This is a genomic window from Sediminibacillus massiliensis, assembly GCF_900156915.1.
GTDB classification, from domain to species: domain Bacteria; phylum Bacillota; class Bacilli; order Bacillales; family Amphibacillaceae; genus Sediminibacillus_A; species Sediminibacillus_A massiliensis.
Map to the genome: position 1 here is coordinate 855720 of NZ_LT732535.1, position 20943 is coordinate 876662.

25 protein-coding genes are annotated in these 20943 nt (G+C 39.4%); 8 read left to right on the forward strand and 17 right to left on the reverse strand.

What is annotated here, in order from left to right:
* Positions 1-32: 32 nt before the first annotated feature.
* The 8 genes from CZ434_RS05185 to cyoE form a co-directional block, all read right to left on the reverse strand.
* Positions 33-566, reverse strand: coding sequence for a GNAT family N-acetyltransferase (locus tag CZ434_RS05185; RefSeq protein ID WP_077622136.1), 534 nt, complete (start codon positions 564-566; stop codon positions 33-35).
* Between the two features lie 147 nt (positions 567-713).
* Positions 714-1169, reverse strand: a complete 456-nt coding sequence (locus CZ434_RS05190; RefSeq protein WP_077622137.1) for a DUF420 domain-containing protein — start codon at positions 1167-1169, stop codon at positions 714-716.
* A gap of 38 nt (positions 1170-1207) precedes the next feature.
* Positions 1208-2113 carry a cytochrome c oxidase assembly factor CtaG gene (gene ctaG / locus CZ434_RS05195; RefSeq protein WP_077622138.1) on the reverse strand — a complete coding sequence of 302 codons (906 nt, stop codon included), beginning with the start codon at positions 2111-2113 and terminating at the stop codon, positions 1208-1210.
* Between the two features lie 149 nt (positions 2114-2262).
* Positions 2263-2580: a cytochrome c oxidase subunit IVB gene (gene ctaF, locus CZ434_RS05200; protein WP_077622139.1), complete on the reverse strand. Its 318-nt coding sequence runs from the start codon at positions 2578-2580 to the stop codon at positions 2263-2265.
* A gap of 3 nt (positions 2581-2583) precedes the next feature.
* Entirely contained in the window at positions 2584-3204 is a 621-nt protein-coding gene (locus CZ434_RS05205) for a cytochrome (ubi)quinol oxidase subunit III (RefSeq protein WP_077622140.1), read from the reverse strand.
* Positions 3204-5060: a cytochrome c oxidase subunit I gene (gene ctaD, locus CZ434_RS05210; RefSeq protein WP_077622141.1), complete on the reverse strand. Its 1857-nt coding sequence runs from the start codon at positions 5058-5060 to the stop codon at positions 3204-3206. The genes CZ434_RS05205 and ctaD overlap by 1 nt, the downstream gene beginning before the upstream one ends.
* Positions 5061-5100: 40 nt before the next feature.
* The gene (coxB, locus tag CZ434_RS05215) at positions 5101-6159 is read right to left on the reverse strand and encodes a cytochrome c oxidase subunit II (RefSeq protein WP_077622142.1); all 1059 of its coding nucleotides are present in this window, start codon (positions 6157-6159) and stop codon (positions 5101-5103) included.
* A 130-nt stretch (positions 6160-6289) separates the two neighbouring features.
* Complete coding sequence (cyoE, locus tag CZ434_RS05220) at positions 6290-7225, reverse strand: heme o synthase (RefSeq protein ID WP_077622143.1); 936 nt, start codon at positions 7223-7225, stop codon at positions 6290-6292.
* A gap of 485 nt (positions 7226-7710) precedes the next feature.
* Here cyoE and CZ434_RS05225 point away from each other — a divergent pair, with 485 nt between their 5' ends.
* A complete protein-coding gene (locus CZ434_RS05225; RefSeq protein ID WP_077622144.1) occupies positions 7711-8622 on the forward strand; it encodes a COX15/CtaA family protein in 912 nt (303 codons plus the stop codon).
* Positions 8623-8681: 59 nt separating this feature from the next.
* On the opposite strand, the gene ftsW is transcribed toward CZ434_RS05225, so the two are convergent.
* The 3 genes from ftsW to glsA form a co-directional block, all read right to left on the reverse strand.
* Positions 8682-9881, reverse strand: coding sequence for a putative lipid II flippase FtsW (gene ftsW / locus CZ434_RS05230; RefSeq protein ID WP_077622145.1), 1200 nt, complete (start codon positions 9879-9881; stop codon positions 8682-8684).
* 183 nt (positions 9882-10064) lie between these two features.
* Positions 10065-10346, reverse strand: coding sequence for an Fpa/YlaN family protein (locus CZ434_RS05235; protein ID WP_077622146.1), 282 nt, complete (start codon positions 10344-10346; stop codon positions 10065-10067).
* A gap of 165 nt (positions 10347-10511) precedes the next feature.
* The gene (gene glsA / locus CZ434_RS05240) at positions 10512-11444 is read right to left on the reverse strand and encodes a glutaminase A (protein WP_077622147.1); all 933 of its coding nucleotides are present in this window, start codon (positions 11442-11444) and stop codon (positions 10512-10514) included.
* Between the two features lie 90 nt (positions 11445-11534).
* Here glsA and CZ434_RS05245 point away from each other — a divergent pair, with 90 nt between their 5' ends.
* The 3 genes from CZ434_RS05245 to CZ434_RS05255 all read left to right on the forward strand — a co-directional run bounded on the left by CZ434_RS05245 (position 11535) and on the right by CZ434_RS05255 (position 13164).
* Positions 11535-12032 carry a hypothetical protein gene (locus CZ434_RS05245; protein ID WP_077622148.1) on the forward strand — a complete coding sequence of 166 codons (498 nt, stop codon included), beginning with the start codon at positions 11535-11537 and terminating at the stop codon, positions 12030-12032.
* 112 nt (positions 12033-12144) lie between these two features.
* Positions 12145-12747: a YhcN/YlaJ family sporulation lipoprotein gene (locus CZ434_RS05250; protein WP_077622149.1), complete on the forward strand. Its 603-nt coding sequence runs from the start codon at positions 12145-12147 to the stop codon at positions 12745-12747.
* Between the two features lie 207 nt (positions 12748-12954).
* Positions 12955-13164, forward strand: a complete 210-nt coding sequence (locus CZ434_RS05255; RefSeq protein ID WP_425442015.1) for a YlaI family protein — start codon at positions 12955-12957, stop codon at positions 13162-13164.
* A 36-nt stretch (positions 13165-13200) separates the two neighbouring features.
* Here CZ434_RS05255 and CZ434_RS05260 read toward each other — a convergent pair whose 3' ends face one another.
* Positions 13201-13542 (reverse strand): YlaH-like family protein, encoded by a 342-nt coding sequence (locus CZ434_RS05260; protein WP_077622151.1) that lies wholly within the window; start codon positions 13540-13542, stop codon positions 13201-13203.
* Positions 13543-13678: 136 nt separating this feature from the next.
* Here CZ434_RS05260 and CZ434_RS05265 point away from each other — a divergent pair, with 136 nt between their 5' ends.
* Entirely contained in the window at positions 13679-13858 is a 180-nt protein-coding gene (locus CZ434_RS05265) for a DUF5325 family protein (RefSeq protein WP_077622152.1), read from the forward strand.
* Positions 13859-13903: 45 nt separating this feature from the next.
* On the opposite strand, the gene CZ434_RS05270 is transcribed toward CZ434_RS05265, so the two are convergent.
* Together CZ434_RS05270 and CZ434_RS05275 are read right to left on the reverse strand one after the other, a co-directional pair.
* Positions 13904-14713, reverse strand: coding sequence for an inositol monophosphatase family protein (locus tag CZ434_RS05270; protein ID WP_077622153.1), 810 nt, complete (start codon positions 14711-14713; stop codon positions 13904-13906).
* A gap of 182 nt (positions 14714-14895) precedes the next feature.
* Entirely contained in the window at positions 14896-15081 is a 186-nt protein-coding gene (locus CZ434_RS05275; RefSeq protein ID WP_077622154.1) for a hypothetical protein, read from the reverse strand.
* Between the two features lie 177 nt (positions 15082-15258).
* Between CZ434_RS05275 and CZ434_RS05280 the strand changes: the two genes are divergently transcribed.
* Positions 15259-15876 carry a YktB family protein gene (locus CZ434_RS05280; protein ID WP_077622155.1) on the forward strand — a complete coding sequence of 206 codons (618 nt, stop codon included), beginning with the start codon at positions 15259-15261 and terminating at the stop codon, positions 15874-15876.
* Between the two features lie 65 nt (positions 15877-15941).
* Here the strand turns inward: CZ434_RS05280 and CZ434_RS05285 are convergent, their stop codons facing one another.
* Complete coding sequence (locus CZ434_RS05285) at positions 15942-16211, reverse strand: UPF0223 family protein (protein WP_077622156.1); 270 nt, start codon at positions 16209-16211, stop codon at positions 15942-15944.
* 179 nt (positions 16212-16390) lie between these two features.
* Between CZ434_RS05285 and CZ434_RS05290 the strand changes: the two genes are divergently transcribed.
* Positions 16391-17863, forward strand: a complete 1473-nt coding sequence (locus CZ434_RS05290; RefSeq protein WP_077622157.1) for an aminotransferase class I/II-fold pyridoxal phosphate-dependent enzyme — start codon at positions 16391-16393, stop codon at positions 17861-17863.
* Between the two features lie 45 nt (positions 17864-17908).
* Here CZ434_RS05290 and CZ434_RS05295 read toward each other — a convergent pair whose 3' ends face one another.
* A complete protein-coding gene (locus tag CZ434_RS05295) occupies positions 17909-18013 on the reverse strand; it encodes a GapA-binding peptide SR1P (protein WP_077622158.1) in 105 nt (34 codons plus the stop codon).
* A 158-nt stretch (positions 18014-18171) separates the two neighbouring features.
* Complete coding sequence (locus CZ434_RS05300; RefSeq protein WP_245830922.1) at positions 18172-19047, reverse strand: polysaccharide deacetylase family protein; 876 nt, start codon at positions 19045-19047, stop codon at positions 18172-18174.
* Between the two features lie 354 nt (positions 19048-19401).
* Between CZ434_RS05300 and CZ434_RS05305 the strand changes: the two genes are divergently transcribed.
* Positions 19402-20934, forward strand: coding sequence for a glycine betaine uptake BCCT transporter (locus CZ434_RS05305; RefSeq protein ID WP_077622159.1), 1533 nt, complete (start codon positions 19402-19404; stop codon positions 20932-20934).
* Positions 20935-20943: the final 9 nt, after the last annotated feature.

The window sequence follows — 20943 nt, forward strand, 5'->3', positions numbered from 1 at the left end:
AGAGGAAGTGCCTTGTCTTTCGTTTTGTCCATTCAACTATTCGTGGACTGGTAATTTTTTTCGTACACTTTTCTTAATTTCTCGTAAATCAATATACCTTTCTCATTTCCTACCTTTTTAAATCCGTTATGCTTCAACACTTTTTGTGATGCCTTGTTTTCTTTATCGCAGCAGGCTGTTATTTTTTTGACACCCTGATAAAACGCCCATTGACATATGGCTTCGACAGCTTCAGTTGCATACCCTGCACCTTGATACTTTTCAATTATCTGATAACCTAATTCCAATGTGTTTTCATGGTCATCAAAACCGTTAAAGCCAATTTCTCCAATAATGTTACCTTTATATTTATCTTTGATTATCCACGGCCCATAGCCGAGGGCTTTGTCGTCATTTTCCAGATCTTCTAAGTATAAAGGCAATAAAACTTTTAGTGAATCATGCGGCCAATCCAACTCATATGGAATTTGGTGACTATAATAGTACTCCATAGGGTTCCTGATCAACATCTGCCCATCGTCCAGGGTAACAGGTTCTATGATTAATCGAGAACTTTCTATATCCATTGTAACCGTTCCTTTCGTTTCAGTACTTTTATACACTATATTCCTTGTAAACAATTACCTTAAACGTAAGGAGCTGTCCTATTTTTAGGACAGCTCCTTTTAATTTTAGTATGAGCATTTGCTTAATGTATTATGACCAGCTTTTTCTTAAAATCCCAATATGGCCTTTATCATACTAGTTGTTTCTCCGCCATCATAGATAATGTATAAAAGCAAATAAACAGCCACGCCGGTAATAGCAGTAAAAAACCAAATTATACTGGTTACAGGGCCGATTTTCCGATGTTTTCTTATTTTTCGTTTAAATGCAAGAGTCAAAGTGACTATACCAAATACTGCCCCGGTTGTTGCTAGGATTATATGGAAAATCAAAAAAATCGTATAATAAATCTTTATATCTTGTGGTCCTCCAAAACTTGTATTTCCGATGAAGATTGTTCTGGAAGCATAAATGATGAAAAATAATAAAGCACTCACAGCAGCCATAATCATGGTAACTTTATGAGCTTTGAATCTGTTCCGGGCAATGAACACCCAGCCTATAGCTACTAAGATTGCTGATAAAACGATAAAAAAAGTACTAAATGTTGGAAGTAATGGCATATTACTAAATCCTTTCAATTGACACTGGTTAAATTTATTCAAACTTCACTTGAAGTCGTAGAAGATGCTGGCAGCGGATCGATTTTGTCGGCATCCTGTTTGAACCATGCAAAAAATATCCGAGCCAGAACGATTCCATATACAATTTCCTGTGTTACTTTCATTAAAATACCGCCGAGCTGCTGATCATCTATTACCGGTATCGGAGAAAACATCTGTGGCCCCGTCAAAGTTAGTCCGTCCAGAACATTGGCAGGTACACAAAGCGACATTGCCTGTACCCATCCCGACGGATCGCTGTAAGTCGAATATAGAGAATGACCGGCAAAAATAATCAATCCACATGCAGGAGTAATTAATACACCATTGGCGAAAATAAAACCGATTTTTAACAACGGTGACAAAGTATCCATTTCCTTTATCGGGGTAAAGATCGGCCACCACACTAAAAACGCTGTAACCAATATAACTGTCGTAATCACCGCATGTGACAAAGTGTTTGCTTTTGCAAAGTCAAATATGACTGGATAATGGTACATAGAAAATAAGCCATTGAACAATAACAGGGCCACCAATGGTTTTGTCAAAACAGCAAACATTTGCTTGATAACCGGAATGGAAAGGACTTTTCTCCAAATCCATTCAGGGATACCTTTAATAATAAAGATCGGAAAAACAAGGTAATAAACAGCCATTTGCACCATATGGGAAGTAAACATTATATGGGAAATCAAATCTACCGGCGACCCCTTGACTATATAAAGAAGGGCCAATCCAGAATAAAAGAAAGCAAACTGACTTGCACTCGGTCTTTCCCCATTACCTAATTTATCTTTCCAAACAACTGTTATTAAATAGTATAATACACCCAAACCAACGACAAACAATAAATAGTAAGGGCTCCACAAGGCTCTGAAACCAAAAATTTGTAATTCAAGCCACATTTTATTTCACTCCATAATTAATTGCTCTTTTAATTATAACGCATATCGGCCAAAAATCTCTATTCTATTGTGACAATTTAAAAACAAGTGCATGTACACTTAATACGAAAGAAAGAGACCAGGAAAAATCCCGGCCTCTCGTAATGTAATTACCACCAAATTAATACAGATAGTGTCAAGACTGTCAAAAAAGCAACACCTGCTCCACTAAACAGCATCAAAGCCGGCATCTCATGCCCTTTATGACTCATATGCATGAAATAGTAAAGCTGAAAACCTACTTGTACTACCGCCAGGATGATCAGAACAGGCATAACAAATAGACTGTCAAGTCCTCCATACACCATACCAAAAGCTATGACGGTGAAGGCTATCATCAAAGCGAATGTAATTACTTGCTGCTTCATTTCTTCTTTGTTTTTCTTTTTACGATATTCTGCTTGTGTAGTGTTAACTTTATCTGCCATGGCTTAAATCACCCCCATGAGGTACACAACTGTGAAGATGAAAACCCAAACAACATCGATAAAGTGCCAGTAAAGACTTGCAATGTAGAACTTAGGTGCATTATACAAGTTCAATCCACGTTTTGCATTCCTTACCATCAATACGATAATCCACAAGAGTCCGAAAGTTACGTGACCACCATGGAAACCAACCAATGTATAGAAAGCAGATCCGAAAGCGGAAGATCTCAGTGTAAATCCTTCGCCATGAATATAGTGGTAGAATTCATATAGTTCACATCCAAGGAATCCTAATCCCAATAACACTGTAATTCCAAGCCATATTTGCATTTTACCAAAATCATTGTTTTTCATATGGTACATAGCATAAACACTAGTCAAAGAACTTGTCAGCAATAACATGGTCATGATGAATACAAGTTCAAGCCCAAAGAGTTCTTCAGCACCAGGTCCATTGTTGGTCGAATTGTTCAATGCCAAATAGGTGCCGAACAGGCTTGCAAATAATACTGTTTCCCCTCCAAGGAAAAACCAAAAACCTAAGAACTTGTTTTTACCTTCAAGGGTGGCTCTTTCGGGCTGCTCCGGCATAGTCTCCGGATTCAATGTTTGATCACTGCTCATTAATGATCAGCCCCCTTTTCAAGATCTTCTTTGTGTATATGATGTCCCAGATCATCCTTGACTGAACGGGTAAACATCGCGCCCAGTGTAATACCCATCCCAAGGATGACTACCCATAGCCATGCAAGATTGTCAACTTGATAAATAAAGCCGAAGCCGGCAATAAATAACCCGACCGACATTACGAATGGCAGGATAGAAGGATTCGGCATATGAATGTCATCCAGCGGCTCTGCTGGAGTTATACCTTTCCTACCTTCCATTTTTTCGATCCATAATGGATCAAGTCCCCTTACAAGAGGAGTCTGTTTAAAGTTGTAGTGTGGAGGCGGTGATGGAATCGCCCATTCAAGTGTTCTGCCATCCCATGGGTCCCCTCCAACTTTTTCAGCTTTGAGTGATGTGTAAATAACATTAATGATAAATACGATTGCGCCAATTGCCATTAAGAATGCCCCAATAGTACTTATCAAGTTTCCAGTGTCCAAGTTTGAATTCGGCATATATGTCCAGTAACGACGAGGCATACCCATCAAACCAAGGAAATGCTGGATAAAGAACGTAAGATGGAAACCGATGAAAAATGTCCAGAATGTAATCTGTCCCAATGTTTCGTTAAGGATTTTACCGAACATCTTAGGCCACCAATAATGCATGGCACAGAAAAGACCTGATACGACTCCGCCAACAATGACATAGTGGAAATGGGCTACAACAAAGTAAGTATCATGATATTGATAGTCAGCAGCTGCTGCTGCGAGCATTACTCCTGTCGTCCCTCCGATGGTAAAGGAAGGGATAAAACCCAGTGCCCACAACATGGCGGAATTGATTGTGATTGTTCCTCCCCATAAAGTGAACAACCAGTTGAAAATTTTGATTCCCGTCGGTACTGCAATTGCCATTGTCGCGATTGCGAAAATGGAGTTAGCGGCAGGTCCAAGGCCTGTTGCAAACATATGATGGGCCCAAACCATGAAACCAAGAAAACCAATTAAAGTAGTCGCAAAAACCATCGCCGTGTATCCAAATAGACGTTTTTTTGAAAAAGCAGATAAAACATCACTAAAGACACCGAAAGCCGGCAAAATAAGGATATAAACTTCAGGGTGACCAAAAATCCAAAACAGATGTTCCCAAATAACAGAGTTACCTCCCATTGAGGCATTGAAAAATCCGGAACCGAACAATCTGTCGAACATTAATAAAAACAGGCCGACTGTAAGCGCCGGAAAAGCAAATAGAATTAGTACGCTTGTCACCAAGGCCGTCCAAGTGAACAAAGGCATACGCATATATGTCATACCTGGAGCCCTCATATTTATGATCGTTACAAGGAAGTTAATACCACCTATTAACGTACCCGCACCGGATATCTGAAGCCCTAATACATAATAATCGACTCCATGTCCTGGAGATACTGCTGATAATGGGGCATATGCTGTCCACCCCGCATCAGGCGCCCCTCCCAGAAACCAACTGCAATTAAGCAGAAGGCCGCCAAAGAAAAACAACCAAAATCCTAAAGAATTCAAAAACGGAAATGCAACGTCCCTAGCCCCAATTTGTAACGGAACTACTGCATTCATGATGGCAAAGATCAATGGCATCGCTGCCAAGAAGATCATTGTCGTACCGTGCATCGTTAACAATTCATTGTAAAAACCTGCACTAACAAAGTCGTTGCCAGGTTTAATTAACTGAATCCGTATCAATAATGCTTCAAGTCCTCCAATAAGGAAAAACAATCCACCGGACACTAAATACAAATGTGCGATTTTTTTGTGATCAACGGTTGTCAGGTAATCCCATATGAAGGCGCCAAAGCTTTGTTTTTGCGCAATTGTGCTACTCACGCTTATAAACCTCCCTTAACCTCATCCATCCCTTTATTTATTACTCTTCGCTACCCGCTGATTGCGGAGTAATTTCTGATGGTTGTAATTGTAGTAAGTAATCGGCTATCTTGCCTGCTTCTTCTTCTGATACTTCATAATCTGCATCAGCCATTTTGTTGCCCGGTTTCATTTTTTCCGGGTTCATAATCCACTTTACGATGTTTTCTTTTGTATGGTCTTCGATCCCGGCAAGCGTAGTTCTGTCACCAAAGTTAGTAAGGTTCGGGCCTACTGCTGCAGGAGACGAGCCGATCGCATGACATCCGATACAACTGTTTTCCTCGAATAATGCTTGACCTTCTTGGGCATCAGCGGATTCCGGCTGTGCTTCAGGGTCTACATTCTGCATATCCTGTACCCACTGGTCGTATTCTTCAGGACTTACCGCGATAACTTTGAAGTCCATCAATGAATGAGAAGTGCCACAGAATTCAGCACATTTCCCTTCATATACTCCTTCTTCATCTGCTTGTATGAACATGGTATTTTCGTTTTCTGGATGCAAATCCATTTTACCAGCTAAAGCAGGCACCCAGAATGAATGCAGTACATCGCTGGTCATCATGTTTAAATATACCTTTTCACCAGTTGGAATATAAAGATCCTGACTGGTCTGGATTTCTTCACCTTCATAGTTAAAATGCCACCAGAACTGGTTACCTGTCACATTGACATTTATGGAGTCTCCAGCAGCGCTTTCGTCAGCAAGGTCAAAAGTTAGTGTAATAGTAGGAATTGCAATAATAACGAGTAATATGATCGGAATAACCGTCCAAATCACTTCCAGTGCTTTATTGCCCTCTGTTTGCTGTGGTATGTAGTCCTCTTGACCTTTCTTTTTCCTGAAACGGATCAGTACGACAGTATATATAATCATTACGACTATAAATACAAAAATCATTACCGCCAAAGAAATATTGATTAGATCCAGGATAGCTTTGGAACCATAGCCTTTAGGCATTAAGGCACTTAAGTTTTCTTTCCCACACCCTGAAAGGACCAGCATCAAGGTGCCAATCAAGAAGAATGCCCGGAATTTTCCCATCCAACCTTTCATTCATAATACCTCTCTTTCTCTATAATCCTCTTTTTATTTAAATAATTAGAATAAAACATGGTTATCCAGGGAACGCAAATTCCATGTTCCTTTTCTCAGCATTTCCCTGGATAACTGATTATATCCTAATTTAATTAATAACACCTGGTAAAGTGACAATTATCATTGTCAAAAATATGATCATCAAATAATTTAATGAGTACACAAACATCAAGTTTGCCCACTTCATGTGATTTTTCATAATAAATCCGTAAATACTCATTACAAGCCAGCCAACATTCAATAATGTGGCAATTATCAGGAACACGTTTCCTAAAGCAGACATATAGAAAGGAAGCGGCAACAAACACGTTACATATATTACCATCTGCCTTCTGGTGATTGCAAATCCGTGAACTACCGGAAGCATCGGAACTCCCGCTGCTTTATATTCGTCACGTTTCTTCACAGCAAGCGCCAAGAAATGCGGAGTTTGCCACATGAACATAATTAAAAACAGAACATATGCAGCAAAATGCAAATCAGGATCGACGGCAGCCCAGCCGATCAATGGCGGTACGGCACCAGAAACACTTCCTATTGCCGTGTTGATGGTATATTTTCGTTTTGACCACATGGTGTATAAAACCACATAGGTAAACCAGCCGATCGTTCCTATCACGGCTGCTTGTACAGATGTGAAAGATAAGAGTGCCACACCTGCTGCGGAAGAAACTATTCCCATTAGCAAAATTACTTTCAATGGTATCGTGCCGGTTACTGTAGCACGTTTTTTCGTCCTTTTCATTACCGGATCGATATCCCGATCATAATAATTGTTTAGTATACAACCTCCGGCAATTACAAGAGCAGTACCGACTAAAGTTAACAGCAAGGTGCCCCAGTGCGTTGAAAGGCTTTCACCTGCATAATACAAAGCCAGCCAAAAACCGGCAAAGGCTGTCAATAAATTGGAATTGATGATTCCGACTTTGATGAGAGCCATCATATCCGCCCAGAGAGTAGACCCTTCTTTGCTGTCAGTCTTCCCTATTACTTGGGAAGAAGTTGCTTCTATTTTATTCATCTTAGCCTACAACCCTCCTTCCAGCTCCCCATGCAAATTATCCATTGAATTCGATAACACGATTAATCTTAAAACAAGTCATGGAAAAAGTACATGTGCAACTACTATTGTATCATGGAATTAAGATAACATCTATTTAACTATACGCTTAATTGCCTGTCACGTGCAGATGAAAGTTATGACAATTTTGTGACGGGAAATCCATTAATGATTTTGAGTTGATTCCACAGCACTTCAACCGCCGCCACCGCATACATGACGGTCTCTTATCCCATGTTAGACAATTAAATCCATATTCCAATCCTCTTATTTATTTCTAGCAAACAACCACAAACAATGCAAGGCTTTTTTGTTTATTTCTAGTGAAAATGACACGGAAACATGATAGTATATTTTTTGTATGTTTACCATGGATTTAAGGAAAACGACATCAGGCAGGTGAATGTCTGCCTCTATTCATTTGTATAGGATTGCGAGGCAATGTCATGATCAAAGTATTAAAAAGGCTGTCTATTGTAGCAACGTTAACGATGATTCTTGTACTCCTTGGCGGTGCTCTTGTAACCAAAACCGATTCTGGTATGGGTTGTGGAGCGAACTGGCCTGTTTGCGAGGGGGAAATATCTTCAGAGTTATTTATCGAATTAAGTCACAGACTTGTTTCCGGTACGGCGGGAATAGTAGTTTTGCTATTATCGTTTCTGGCATGGAGACATGTAGGACATATCAGAGAAGTTAAGTTTCTTTCCTTCATATCTGTTTTTTTTCTGGTCCTCCAAGGTCTTATAGGAGCTGCGGCTGTACTGTGGCCACAGTCTGATTTTGTATTAGCCATGCATTTTGGAATTTCTCTTATTTCATTTGCAGCTGTTCTGCTGCTTACATTGTTGATATTTGAAATAGACAAGAAATTTGATGCTAATTCATTAGTTATTGACAAAGGGTTACGCCGTCACTTTTATGGACTGGCAGCATACATACTCGGCGTTGTTTACACAGGAGCATTAGTCAGACATGCCAATTCCAGTATGGCTTGTGGGAGCTGGCCATTTTGCGACAATACAAACCCTTTTTCGATTCCCCATAACTTCGGTCAATGGATACAGATGGGACATCGGCTCGCTGCTGCATTCGCGTTCATTTGGACTATATATTTGTTATTCCGGATTACTAAGAGCTATCGTAATCACAGGGTTATGTATCGGGGCTGGTTAATAGCTTCTTCTCTGATTTTCTTACAAGTCGCTACAGGCGCGATGATCATTTTCACTTACGTCAACCTGTTTGTAGCACTGCTTCACGCTTTGATCATCTCCCTATTCTTTGGAATATTGAGTTACTTTTTGTTGCTATGTTCCAGGAGTGCAAAATTTGAAAAAGTTAATAAAGCTTCATGAAATGACAAAAAACTCCGCATTGTCCAGAAAGACAATGTGGAGTTTTTATTTTAAAGCAATCAATTCAAGCGTGTCCTGCCGCCTTTTGCCATATTAAATTTTGACTGATTTTCCGTTGAGTCCATTTGATCTGGCTCTTTGGAAATACGATGCTCTTTTGCTCTGACATGGCGGGCGATATTGTTCAATATACCTACCGAAATCATTAGCTGCAACAAGGACGACCCGCCATAACTTACAAAAGGAAGAGTCACACCGGTTATAGGTAGTAAACCGCTCATAGCTCCAAGATTGATAAAAGACTGGATGCCAATCATAGAAGAAATTCCGATGGCAACCAAAGAGCCAAAACTATCGTCACAAATGCGAGCAATATAAAAGCCTCTCAGCACAATTGTGGCCAACAGTCCGATCACAATAATCACACCAATAAAGCCCAGTTCTTCCGCTATGACAGCCATTATGAAATCGGTATGAGGCTCAGGCAAATAACCAAGCTTCTGAACACCTTGTCCCAACCCTTCACCGGTTATACCGCCTGTACCTATGGCAAGATATGATTGGATTAAATGGTAACCTGCTAAATCGGGGTCTTCAAATGGCTTATATGCACCAGTGAACCTTGATATTCTTTCAGTTGTCACCATCTGAGTAGCAGCCAATCCAACCAGGCCTATTCCGGTTGCCGCCAGTATGGCTAAATGCTTAAACCGGATACCAGAACTGAATATTACTGAACAGGCAATCAAAAATACTACCGCGGCAGTACCTATGTCAGGCTGTAATACAATCAAGCCAACAATTATCCCGGTAAGAATCAACGGGGGCAATACAGCCTTGTTAAAATCATCAATATATTTTTGCTTTTTCGAATAAACAGATGCAAGATACAGAATCAAGCCTATTTTCACAAATTCGGCAGGTTGAATTCTTAGCGATCCGATCTGCAGCCAGGATTGAGCATTGTTTGTTGCCACACCAAATAACTTTACAACAAGCAGTAAACCGACCATCCCGATAACTATTAGCTTTACAAGCCTGGCATAGTGGCGGTAGGCAAACATACTGAAAAAAACATACAGGAATAAACCTAGAGCGAACCACTGCAATTGCTTTATAAGGAAGTAATTACTAGGCACATCATATGTAACTACGGCCACAACCATACTCGCACTATATACCATCACAATTCCAAAACAAGTCAGGAGTAACGGAGATATAAAAAGCGTAAAATCAAAATCTTTCCATTTATGTTTCAATGAAATTACTCCTTATTCATATTCTACTAATACGGTAAGAAGGCTGCTCCCTGCTTTCTGCTACCAACACTCCGTAAATTTTCTATTCAGTTAGTGTAATGATCTTTTTTTCAAAAAAACCTCGCCGGAAATGCTGGCAAGGATTTTTGTTTCTATCTTTATAGAGTATTGCCCAAAATCACCTTAGGAACTTTGAGCAGCTTCATGTAAGACATTCAACTGTCTTTCCAAGTTCTCAAGAAGTGCTTTGCCATCTTCCTCTTTGACTAAATTTAGCCTAACCGCAAAATCAATTTCCCGGGACAAGCCGAACATTTGTGTATCTAATACCTCTTCATACAAAGGGCACTGCGGCATAGTCAAGTTATCCATCTGTACTTTAATTAACTTTAGAATTTTATTTGCATCAGCCTCAAGAAGGGCATAGGCTTTATCACGGTTACTAACAGCCACTTCAGGTATCACTAAATCCCCTCCGATAAACAGACTTTCTTCTATTAATATTAGCCTGTATAGCTTGAAATTGCAAGGTAAGAAAGCAAATATTAAAGAAAACTTGGTAAAACAAATCACTTGGCCCACCACTCTTGAAGTCGCCTTTGAACTAACAAGAGCACTTGGATAGCCTGCCTAGTATATAGATAGATCTCCCTGTTTCGTTATATACTCCAGCAACTTCAGCCCAGCCACGCTATTACCCTTTTCATCCAATGCTGGACCAAATACGGCAATACCGCCATAATGTTTGACACTGCACATGATAGCTCCGGAAACACCACTTTTTGCAGGTATCCCTATCTTGATGGCAAACTCTCCTGAAGCATCGTACATCCCGCAAGTCACCATAAATGATTTACATATTCTCGCCAAATTTCTGGGAATGATCGGTCTTAAGGTTTCAAGGTCGTAACCATCATTAGCGAATACTGCGCCAAGTCTGGCTAACTGCTTAATATTCATCTCTATCGAGCACTGCTTAGTGTACGCATCTAAAACGTCTTCCACCTCCCCATTTATTACTCCATGTTGCTTCATGAAATAGCATAAAGACCTGTTCAAGAATGCTGATTGGAATTCTGATTCGGCTACTTGTTGATTGAAGTGGATAGTTTTATCACTCGTCAAATCATGTATGAAACTTAAAATACGACCAACTTTCTCATCCGGTGTATTACCCTGAATTAAATCCGTCACTGCCAAAGCTCCGGCATTTATCATCGGATTCAATGGTTTCGACGGCTTGGAGGTTTCCAACTTAACAATAGAATGAAAGGGATCGCCACTCGGCTCCATTCCGACATGGGAAAAAACTCTCTCTTCTCCATTGTCCAGCAATGCCAGAGCAAGCGCGATCACTTTCGAAACACTTTGTAAAGTAAATAAATGATCTGCCTTTCCTGCATATACAGTCTGCCCGCTGACTCTGTGAATGCCGACCGCCAAATGTCTAGGGTCCTGTGAGGCCAGTGCAGGAATATAATCGGCCACCTTTCCTATTTCGGCGATATCTTTTACATGAAGTAACCAATCCTCCAACAGTTCTTTCGACATTTCTCTTTCCATTGTGACCCCCTTAGTGAAATTAATTAAAATGTTTGCTATGCTAATATTGATTAATAGATAAAATTAATATTTTGAAAGGCGGTAAATACATTGATCATTCAACTAACAGGCAAGGTAAAATATCCATTGACTTTAGATCCGACTGTCTGGATTTTCGATGACAGAAAAGTAACGTTTGAGCAGGCATTCGAATCTAAGGATGTTGTTTCTGAAATAGATGAAGGAAAGGAATTAAAGAAAGCTTCAGAGCGCTGGAATCAGGAAATCTATCAACAAAGAGTCAAGCCACCGGTAAATAAAAGTATTAACCGTTATCAAAAAGAGCAAATCCTGAATGGTACCTTTTTGATGCCGATATACGATTTTATCGCCACTTCGGAAATAAACGAGGAAGCAGAACAAGCCAAGTTGATTTTAATGAATGAAGAAAGCATCAGTATTTCTATAAACCAATTGGAAAACGCATACTTGTTGTTTGCCGAGAACGGAAAACCTGTCAAAGAGAATGGCCCGGTCCATCTCTTTTTTCGAGACGGATCAAATCGGGAAGAACCAATCCAAGGTATTACCAAAATAATTGTCGAGTAATTGCATTTTGTCCTTAACACGGAAAAGAAATACATAAAAGTTGCCATACATGTTATTCTCCCTTTTGCCAATAATATCGAGTATAACCTTGATATTGAAAAGGAGGAGTATCATGAAAGGCATTCGTTTCTTTAGCTTTTGTACAATTTCTTTGATTCTTGTCATGACTGGATGCCAGCAGGAGGAAAGCCTGCCGGAACAAGAGAACCAAAATCCGACCATCCAAGTGAAAGATTCAGATCCAAATAACCAGGAACGGGAAAATTACTCAAATGAGGAAATAGCTGACCACTTAGCCAACCTCGCATCAGAGGTACCGAATGTAAATGATGCAGCATCCGTAGTAGCCGGACCTTATGCGGTAGTCGGAATCGATGTTGATAAGGACTTAGACAGATCTCGGGTGGGAACAATCAAATATTCTGTTGCAGAAGCGCTTTATCATGATCCTTACGGAAAAACAGCAGTAGTCGTAGCGGATGCTGATGGGGCAGAGCGGATAAGAATGATGGCAGACAAGGTAGCACAAGGCCACCCAATCCAAGGAATTGTTGATGAGTTATCTGCCATAGTAGGCAGATATATGCCAGAATTCCCTATAAATGAAGATCAGCCACAGGAACCTGATCAAAATAAACAAATAACCCCTCAACAAGACGAAAAAGAATTGGAAAATATCGAAAACGATCAATCAAAAAATCAAATGAATAACTAATTGTATGCACTGCCCGGTTGTACAGGCTATACCGGGCAGTCCTTTTTGTATGTTCTGTTATTTCTTCTAAATCTATCGAGAAATTGATAACTAACAAGTTCGTCCGAAATCTCCCGGCATTTATGAAATGAAAAAGAAGTTTATATGGACTAGGAGAACACTTGCTTCTATGTTAGTATGGATAAAAAGGGTTGCTAAAAGAGGTGAATGAACTTGAGAGTAAAATGTGTGCTATGTGATACAGTTGAGAAGATTGATAGTAACTCCTTGCAGGCAAAACGGTTGAGAAATCGCAGAATCCATATGTACTTATGTCAGACATGCGACAAAAGAATCGAAGTGAACACTAAAAAAAGACATGAGACAGGTAACTTCAAGTTATACAAAAAGAAGAAACAGAGTAACAGTTTGATATAAAGACAAAAAAGGCTCCCTTTTAAGAAGGAAGCCTTTTTATGTATTTCTTTGTTTCCGTTCTTGATACAACCTGAACCTGTATGTGCCCAAAACCAAGACTATAATGATCAAACACTCGGCCATCGGCAATTTCAATCCCAAAATGGCAATCACGAAGGCACCGATAAGCAAGACGATATATACTACCACTGATTTCAATACAGGCAACTTTCTTGCAAAACCAAGTTTAAAACTGGCAGCAAGCAATATTGCGATTGTTATATATAATAGAAAAAAACCCAGTAAGAGGTTGTCTTCTCCATTGGCGACTGTATTGAATAAAAAATCAACCACAGGGAGATTATTGCCAATATCTATTGATCCACTGTTCCCTTCCAAAGTTCCACCTCTCAATCCTTTCCATTCCAATAACTATCATACTAAAACTTTTAAACAGGCGCTACCTTTTATTTATAGGGTTTAACACAAAGCCAAAATTCCGTTATAATACATTTAGAGAAGAAGAGGTGAAACAATGAAAAAAATTCAATTTCCTATGCTTGTTTTGGCAATGCTTGTCATTTTCTCTTTCTTGGCCGTCGGGGTTGCCATTGGTTTCCGAAATTACTGGTTAACGGCGTTCTTCTTTTTCATGGGATTTGCCATCATGGGATACGGTCTTTCCTTAAAAAGAAAGAAACAGTTCAACAGTTAATTCTTCATTTAAAAACAGCCCATCCGTTTCGGAATGGGCCGTTTTTCATTCACCCTTTAAGCGGACATATTGGGTGGTTACAGTTTCATGGATACGTTTGTTTCCTGAAAAGATCGTATTTACGTTAAGCAAATCCAATGGCTGGCCGTCTGCTTTTGTAGTTAAGCCTCCAACCTCATTAACAATCACCATTCCAGCCGCAAAATCCCACGGGGCCAATTTCATGGTTAAATATCCATCCACAACCCCTTCGGCAACATAAGCCAGCTCAAGTGCTGCAGAACCATACGAACGGGTTCCCCTCACCTTTCTGACTAGGTCTTGAATCCCTTTTTCGTCTACTCGCTTATTTTCGCAAGACCAGTGACTGTTAATCACTAGAATAGACTCTTCCAGAACAAGTTCATTTTTCAGTTCAGGTATTTTTTGTCCGTTTTTGAAAGCACCCTCGCCTTTTTCTGCACTATACAGAATATCGTTCATCACATCATAAATAAAGCCTATCTCTCCAATGCCATCATGGTAGATACCGATGGATATTGCGAAATTTCTTTTTTGATGCACAAAATTCATGGTGCCATCTATCGGATCAATTATCCAAACTGTCCCCTTATCGGACTCCAGATCGTCACCATAGCCTTCTTCACTAACTATATAATGATCCGGATAAGTGCTCCTGATTTTTTGTGTGAAAAATTTCTCCGTATTTTGGTCCATTTGTGTTACCAAGTCATTTGCGTTCGACTTTGTATTAATTTTCAACGGTTCGTCAATCGTTTCACGTATATTTTTGCCAGCTTCGAGTATCCACTCTTTTGCTGTTTGAAATACTTCTTTCCTGATTCTAAGCTCCATATTCACACCCTCTTCCCATTTACCATCCATACTACCAGATTAACAAGACGTATGCATGAAGTATAACCTTGTAGATAATAAATAATGTAAGTATTATTAATCTCTAAAGGTGATTTTGTCGATTCCAACCAGCATGAAAAAAAAACGATAAGAAAAAAGAACGAGCATTTCTGCTCATTCTATTAAGAAAGTTCGTATAATTGCTCTCTTAATTCATTCAGCCTATGTTTCGTACGTTCGATTTCCTGCTGGTCATTTTCTTGTAATGCATCATGTAATGTCACTAGTTCATAATCGATTTCCATCCGGATTCCTGGTATTTTTTCTTGGGCCTCTCTTTGCTTTAAAGCTTCCATTACGTATTTCATCCGTATCACTTCCTTTTGTTATTGTTATATAGAGGCGTCATTCTTTGATTCATCATGTTAATTTTTTTATACCCCGGTCCCTTATAAGTTAAACACTGGGCAATTCCGTTTAACTGAAAGATTGCCTATGTTAAAATAAGTTATACAATTTGTCGAAACATGGAAGGAAGATGAAATTTGACTTTTACAGGATTCGAGACGAAAGACTTCGATACTTTTCAAATTGATGGTCTTGATGCCAGAATGGAAGCTATTCAATCCAGAATTCAGCCGAAGTTCCAGGAATTAGGGGCAGAGTTGACCGAGTATCTTACAGAACAACTAAATAATGAGATGTTCTTGCATATCGCAAAACACGCTAGACGATCTGTCAATCCCCCTAATGATACTTGGCTTGCAATAGCAGGCAACAAGAGAGGATATAAAAAGCACCCCCATTTTCAAGTGGGACTGTTCGATGATCATGTTTTCATCTGGCTTGCCTTGATATATGAACTCCCTGAAAAGAAAGAAATCGCAGAATTATATCTACAAGAAATGAATGAGTTTAAAAACCTTCCGGATGATTTTGTTGTTTCTATGGATCATACAAAAAAAGATGCCTTTAAAACTGCAGATTTAACAGAAAATCATCTTAAACGATTCAGGGATATTAAAAAAGCAGAATTTCTAGTCGGAAGACAAATAGGCGCTGAAAAAACAGCGGCAATGGATGCTGAAGATTTCATCGCACTTACCAAGCAAACTTTTGAAAAGCTAATTCCTTATTATAAATTGGCTGTTTCAGAAAAATAGCAGTTAAAAAACCGTTTGAAGCTCGGAGGTCGATACCCTCTTTATAGTCTTCAAACGGTTTTTTCCTACATCTGCACTTTTTCTCCATTGTTTAGTTGTTTTGCTTTTTGAATAGTCCTGTAACATGAATATCCAGATTCTCTCTCAAATTTGTTGCATAATTGCTTTTCTTCGCTTTTTGAAGGAACTATTTGTTTGAAACGCGTATAAGCAATCATGATATCCTGGCTTCCCACTCCTGATTCATATGCTTTTTCAACTAAAGAATAGAAATTTACTACATCAATAATCTCCTGCTTAGACCAAGACTCATCAATTGGATAGCTATAATTCATCGAATTACCCCTTTACTATTTACATTATTTAATCCCTTGCTGTATATTTTAATTTTATTTTATCCTATCATGCCATTAATCCATTTTGCTAAAATTAGCTATTCATGTTACTGTTTGCTATAATTTCATTTGCATATCCAACAAGATTTTTTGCTTAATTCTTTATAAGAGGTGTAAACATGTCTTCACAAAAAAATACTCCCCTATTTTCTGGCTTGCTTCATCATACAAACCAGAAACCTATACAATTTCATATACCCGGCCATAAAGCAGGCAAAGGCATGAATCCAGATTTCCGCTCTTTCATCGGAGATAACGCGTTATCCATTGATTTGATTAACATTGAACCATTGGACGATCTTCATCATCCACAAGGCATGATTAAAGAAGCGCAGGATTTAGCAGCAGATGCTTTCGGAGCAGATTATACTTTTTTTTCTGTCCAAGGAACAAGCGGGGCTATCATGACGATGGTATTAAGTGTGTGTGGTCCAGGCGACAAAATAATCGTTCCGAGAAATGTCCATAAATCAGTAACGACTGCCATAATATTTTCTGGTGCAACCCCTATTTTCATTCATCCAGAACTAGATAAGGAGCTGGGTATCTCTCACGGTATCACACCGACGGCAGTAAACAAAGCACTTCACGCCCATCCGGATGCTAAAGCAGTATTGGTTATCAATCCGACATACTTTGGCATAGCAGCTGATTTGAAAGAAATCGTCAAAATTTCCCATTCATTCGATGTACCAGTATTAGTAGACGAAGCACACGGTGTTCATATCCACTTCCATGGTGAATTACCCTTGTCAGCCATGCAAGCTGGAGCAGATTTGGCAGCAACAAGTGTTCATAAACTCGGAGGATCGCTGACACAAAGTTCTGTTTTAAACTTGCGGGAAGGATTAGTCTCACATGAAAAGGTACAAAGCGTATTATCTATGTTGACCACCACGTCAACATCTTATCTTTTATTGGCTTCTATCGACACTGCCAGGAAACAATTGGCCATAAACGGTAAACAGTCGATTGACCTTGCATTAAATTTGGCAGAAACTATTCGCCGCTCAATCAATCGAATTCCTAACCTATATTGTGTAGGCAGAGAAATTCTAGGCAGTGATGCAACATACAGCTACGATCCAACAAAGCTTATAATATCTGTTAAGAATCTAGGCCTGACTGGGTACGATGTGGAAGTATGGTTGAGGAAGCATTATCGGATCGAAGTAGAACTTTCCGATATGTATAATATACTTTGCATTATAACTCCTGGAGACACCAATGAAGAGGCAAGCCTTTTGGTGGAAGCCTTGGATCAACTGGCTTGGGAAAGAAAGGAATATGCCATCCAAAAAAGTATTCCTGTCAAAATTCCGGAAATCCCCTTATTGGCGATGTCGCCTCGAGATGCCTTTTATGCGGAAACAGAAGTAATTCCTTTTCATTCTGCAACCGGCAGAATCAGTGCTGAATCGATTATGGTTTATCCGCCTGGCATCCCTATTTTTATCCCTGGGGAAATAATTACGAAAGAAAATATCATTTATATTAAAGAGAACCTTGAAGCAGGACTGCCTGTACAGGGATTAGAGGATGAAACACTTAATATGATCCGGGTCATTAAAGAACACAAAGCATTCCGGTAATGATTAAAAAAACTGCCTGATTAAATTTCAGGCAGTTTTTTCTTCTTATTCTTTTCCACAAGTCGGACATTTTCCATAAAGCGTAGATACTTTCTCATCCTCATAATGATCAATGATACACTGACAATCCTGACAAACGATCGTACCCATTAAACGTCCAACCCCTTTAAATTAGTAATTTTGTATTCGTTTTCATTATAATATCATAATTAGCGATTTTCAAGGGTTATATGTTACATTTTTATATAATTATGTCATACAATTAGGCATAATAAAACCCCATTGCAGTATATGCAATGGAGTTGGTTTTATTCCGGTGTTTCTAATAATTTCGGATCTATCGGTTCAAAACCTTTGTTTCTCAGACCTTTTACTATATCTTCCAAAGCATTCGCTGTCCATTCCCTATCGTGCATTAGCAAATTTGCTCCATTGCCAAGCAACTCGGTGTTGACCATGATATCAGCTATAGCTTCTTTTGTCATATACTCTTCGTTCCAATCATATCCATATGACCAGTTCATTAGCAACATTCCTTCTTCTTCCGCCAGTTTCTTCGAGTAGTCGGTATTCTGGCCGTGTGGCGCCCTGAAAAACTTAGGCCTTTCCCCAATGATATCTTCAATCAAGTCATTCAATTTTATTATTTCTTCTTTTTGTGTTTGTTCGTCTACCTCTCCCAGTGCCTGGTGATTAAAGGTATGATTTCCGATAAGGAATCCCATTTCATGGATTTTTCTCAATGTGTCTTTTTCCTCTTCAGTATCAAGAAAGTGGCCATTAACGAAAAATATCGCTCCGGCATCCAATTCGTTTAGTGTTTCAGCCATTTGAAGAGCATGTTCGTCAGGCGCATCGTCAATAGTCAAAAGAACAACTTGCTCATCGACTCCATCTTCCAGAGGTTTTACACGCCAGTTTTCTGTTAGTTCATACTTTGGCGAGATTTCTACTTCCGGGCTCTCTTGTTCTTCTTGTTCTTCTTGTTCTTCCTCTACATCCAATTCATCTGGTTGTCCGCTGGTTTCTACCTCCCCATCGTTGGATTTATCCGAATCTTCCTCTTTTACTTCGTTTGCATTTGACAACTCTTCTGAATCTGTTTCCGTACTGGAATCGGCAGCATTACTGCAAGCCGATAGGATAAACAGCCCTAACAGAGTCATAAACAAATATTTCTTCAAAAAAAGACCCCCTGATAATGAAAAAACTTCTCCCCTATTATAACGGAAAAATATTTATATTGTGACATTTTTTGTTAAATCATTGTCATATTTTAGATGTTTTGATTGCATGTGATTTCTTTCTGGTTTTGTTTATAGCCGAGAGGGTTTGGGTAGTAGATTATAATGTAACGCGCAGTTCATAATTTTGTATCTTTCAACTTGTTAAGGACATATTATAAACGCTTGTCGAAAAAATCACTATAAAACACGGCAAATCATTTTAAATTAGTCAACAATTATGTTTTAATACTTAAATGTGGCTTAAAATATCCTTATTTGAAAAATTAAACCAAAATGAAAGGAATGATATGGATGAATAGAATTACAAGAGTATTTTGGATTTCACTCGCAGTAGCAGTAATATTCATAGCCTGGGGTATCATCCCGGAATCTGTCCTTCCAAACGGAAACTTGGACAACGTTACAAGCATCGTCCAAGGATTCATTGTAGAAAAATTCGGTTGGTTTTACTTACTATCCGCTACAGGCTTTCTAGTATTTGCAATATTCCTCATTTTTTCTAAGTATGGGAATATCAAGCTTGGTAAGCCGGATGACCAACCGGAGTATAATTACTTAACTTGGTTCGCCATGCTTTTCAGTGCCGGAATGGGTATCGGCCTTGTTTTCTGGGGAGCGGCCGAACCATTGTCACATTTCCACACACCGCCTGATGCAGATATCACTCCGGGATCAGGAGATGCAGCACGTACAGCTATGCGTTACAGTTTCTTCCACTGGGGTTTGCATCCGTGGGGAATCTATGCAGTAATTGCTCTGGCATTAGCATATTTCAAATTCCGAAAAGGTGCCCCTGGGCTTGTCAGTTCCATATTGGAACCACTGTTCGGCGAGAAAATAAAAGGCGGCTGGGGAACACTTGTTGATTTCATTGTAGTTTTTGCGACTATATTCGGTGTTGCTACATCACTTGGTCTTGGCGCAATCCAAATCAGCGGAGGCTTAGCATTTATCTTTCCTGGTATTGACAGAACGATTTCCGTCCAACTAATTATAATTGGAGTCGTCACAGTGCTTTACCTTCTATCAGCTATGACCGGTCTTAACAAGGGAATCAAGTATTTAAGTAACACTAATATTGTCCTTGCCATTCTACTAATGCTGTTCTTGCTTTTTGCTGGTCCGACAAACTTTATCATGGACCTATTTACCACTTCACTTGGTAACTATGCCGCAAATATTACTGGCATGAGCTTCAGGTTGACACCATTTGATCAGAACAACACATGGATTCAAGGCTGGACGATATTCTATTGGGCTTGGTGGATTGCCTGGGCGCCATTTGTAGGTACCTTTATTGCCCGTGTTTCTAAAGGCCGGACAATCAGAGAATTTGTACTTGGGGTACTTTTAGTTCCAACTATTTTCGGTGCCTTATGGTTTTCAGTATTCGGCGGATCTGCCATCAACCTAGAGTTTTATGGCGGTCAAGACATCATTCACTATGTTAATGATATGGGTACAGAGGTTGCGTTGTTCGCAGTATTGGAAAGCTATCCTTTAGGCATTGTTATGTCCATCATTGCCGTATTGCTTATCAGTACCTTTTTTATCACTTCAGCAGACTCGGCTACGTTTGTATTGGGCATGCAGACAACAGGCGGCGGCTTGAACCCTCAAAACAAAATCAAATTTGTTTGGGGCATCATTCAGTCTGCAGCTGCAGCTATCCTTCTGTGGCAAGGTGGCTTAGAAACATTACAAACAGCATCTATAATTGCAGCTTTTCCTTTCGCAATCATTATGATATTGATCGTATTCTCGCTGGTCAAATCATTTAAAGAGGAAGCAAAGCAGATGGATTTGAGAAGGCCAAAAAATTAATACGACAAA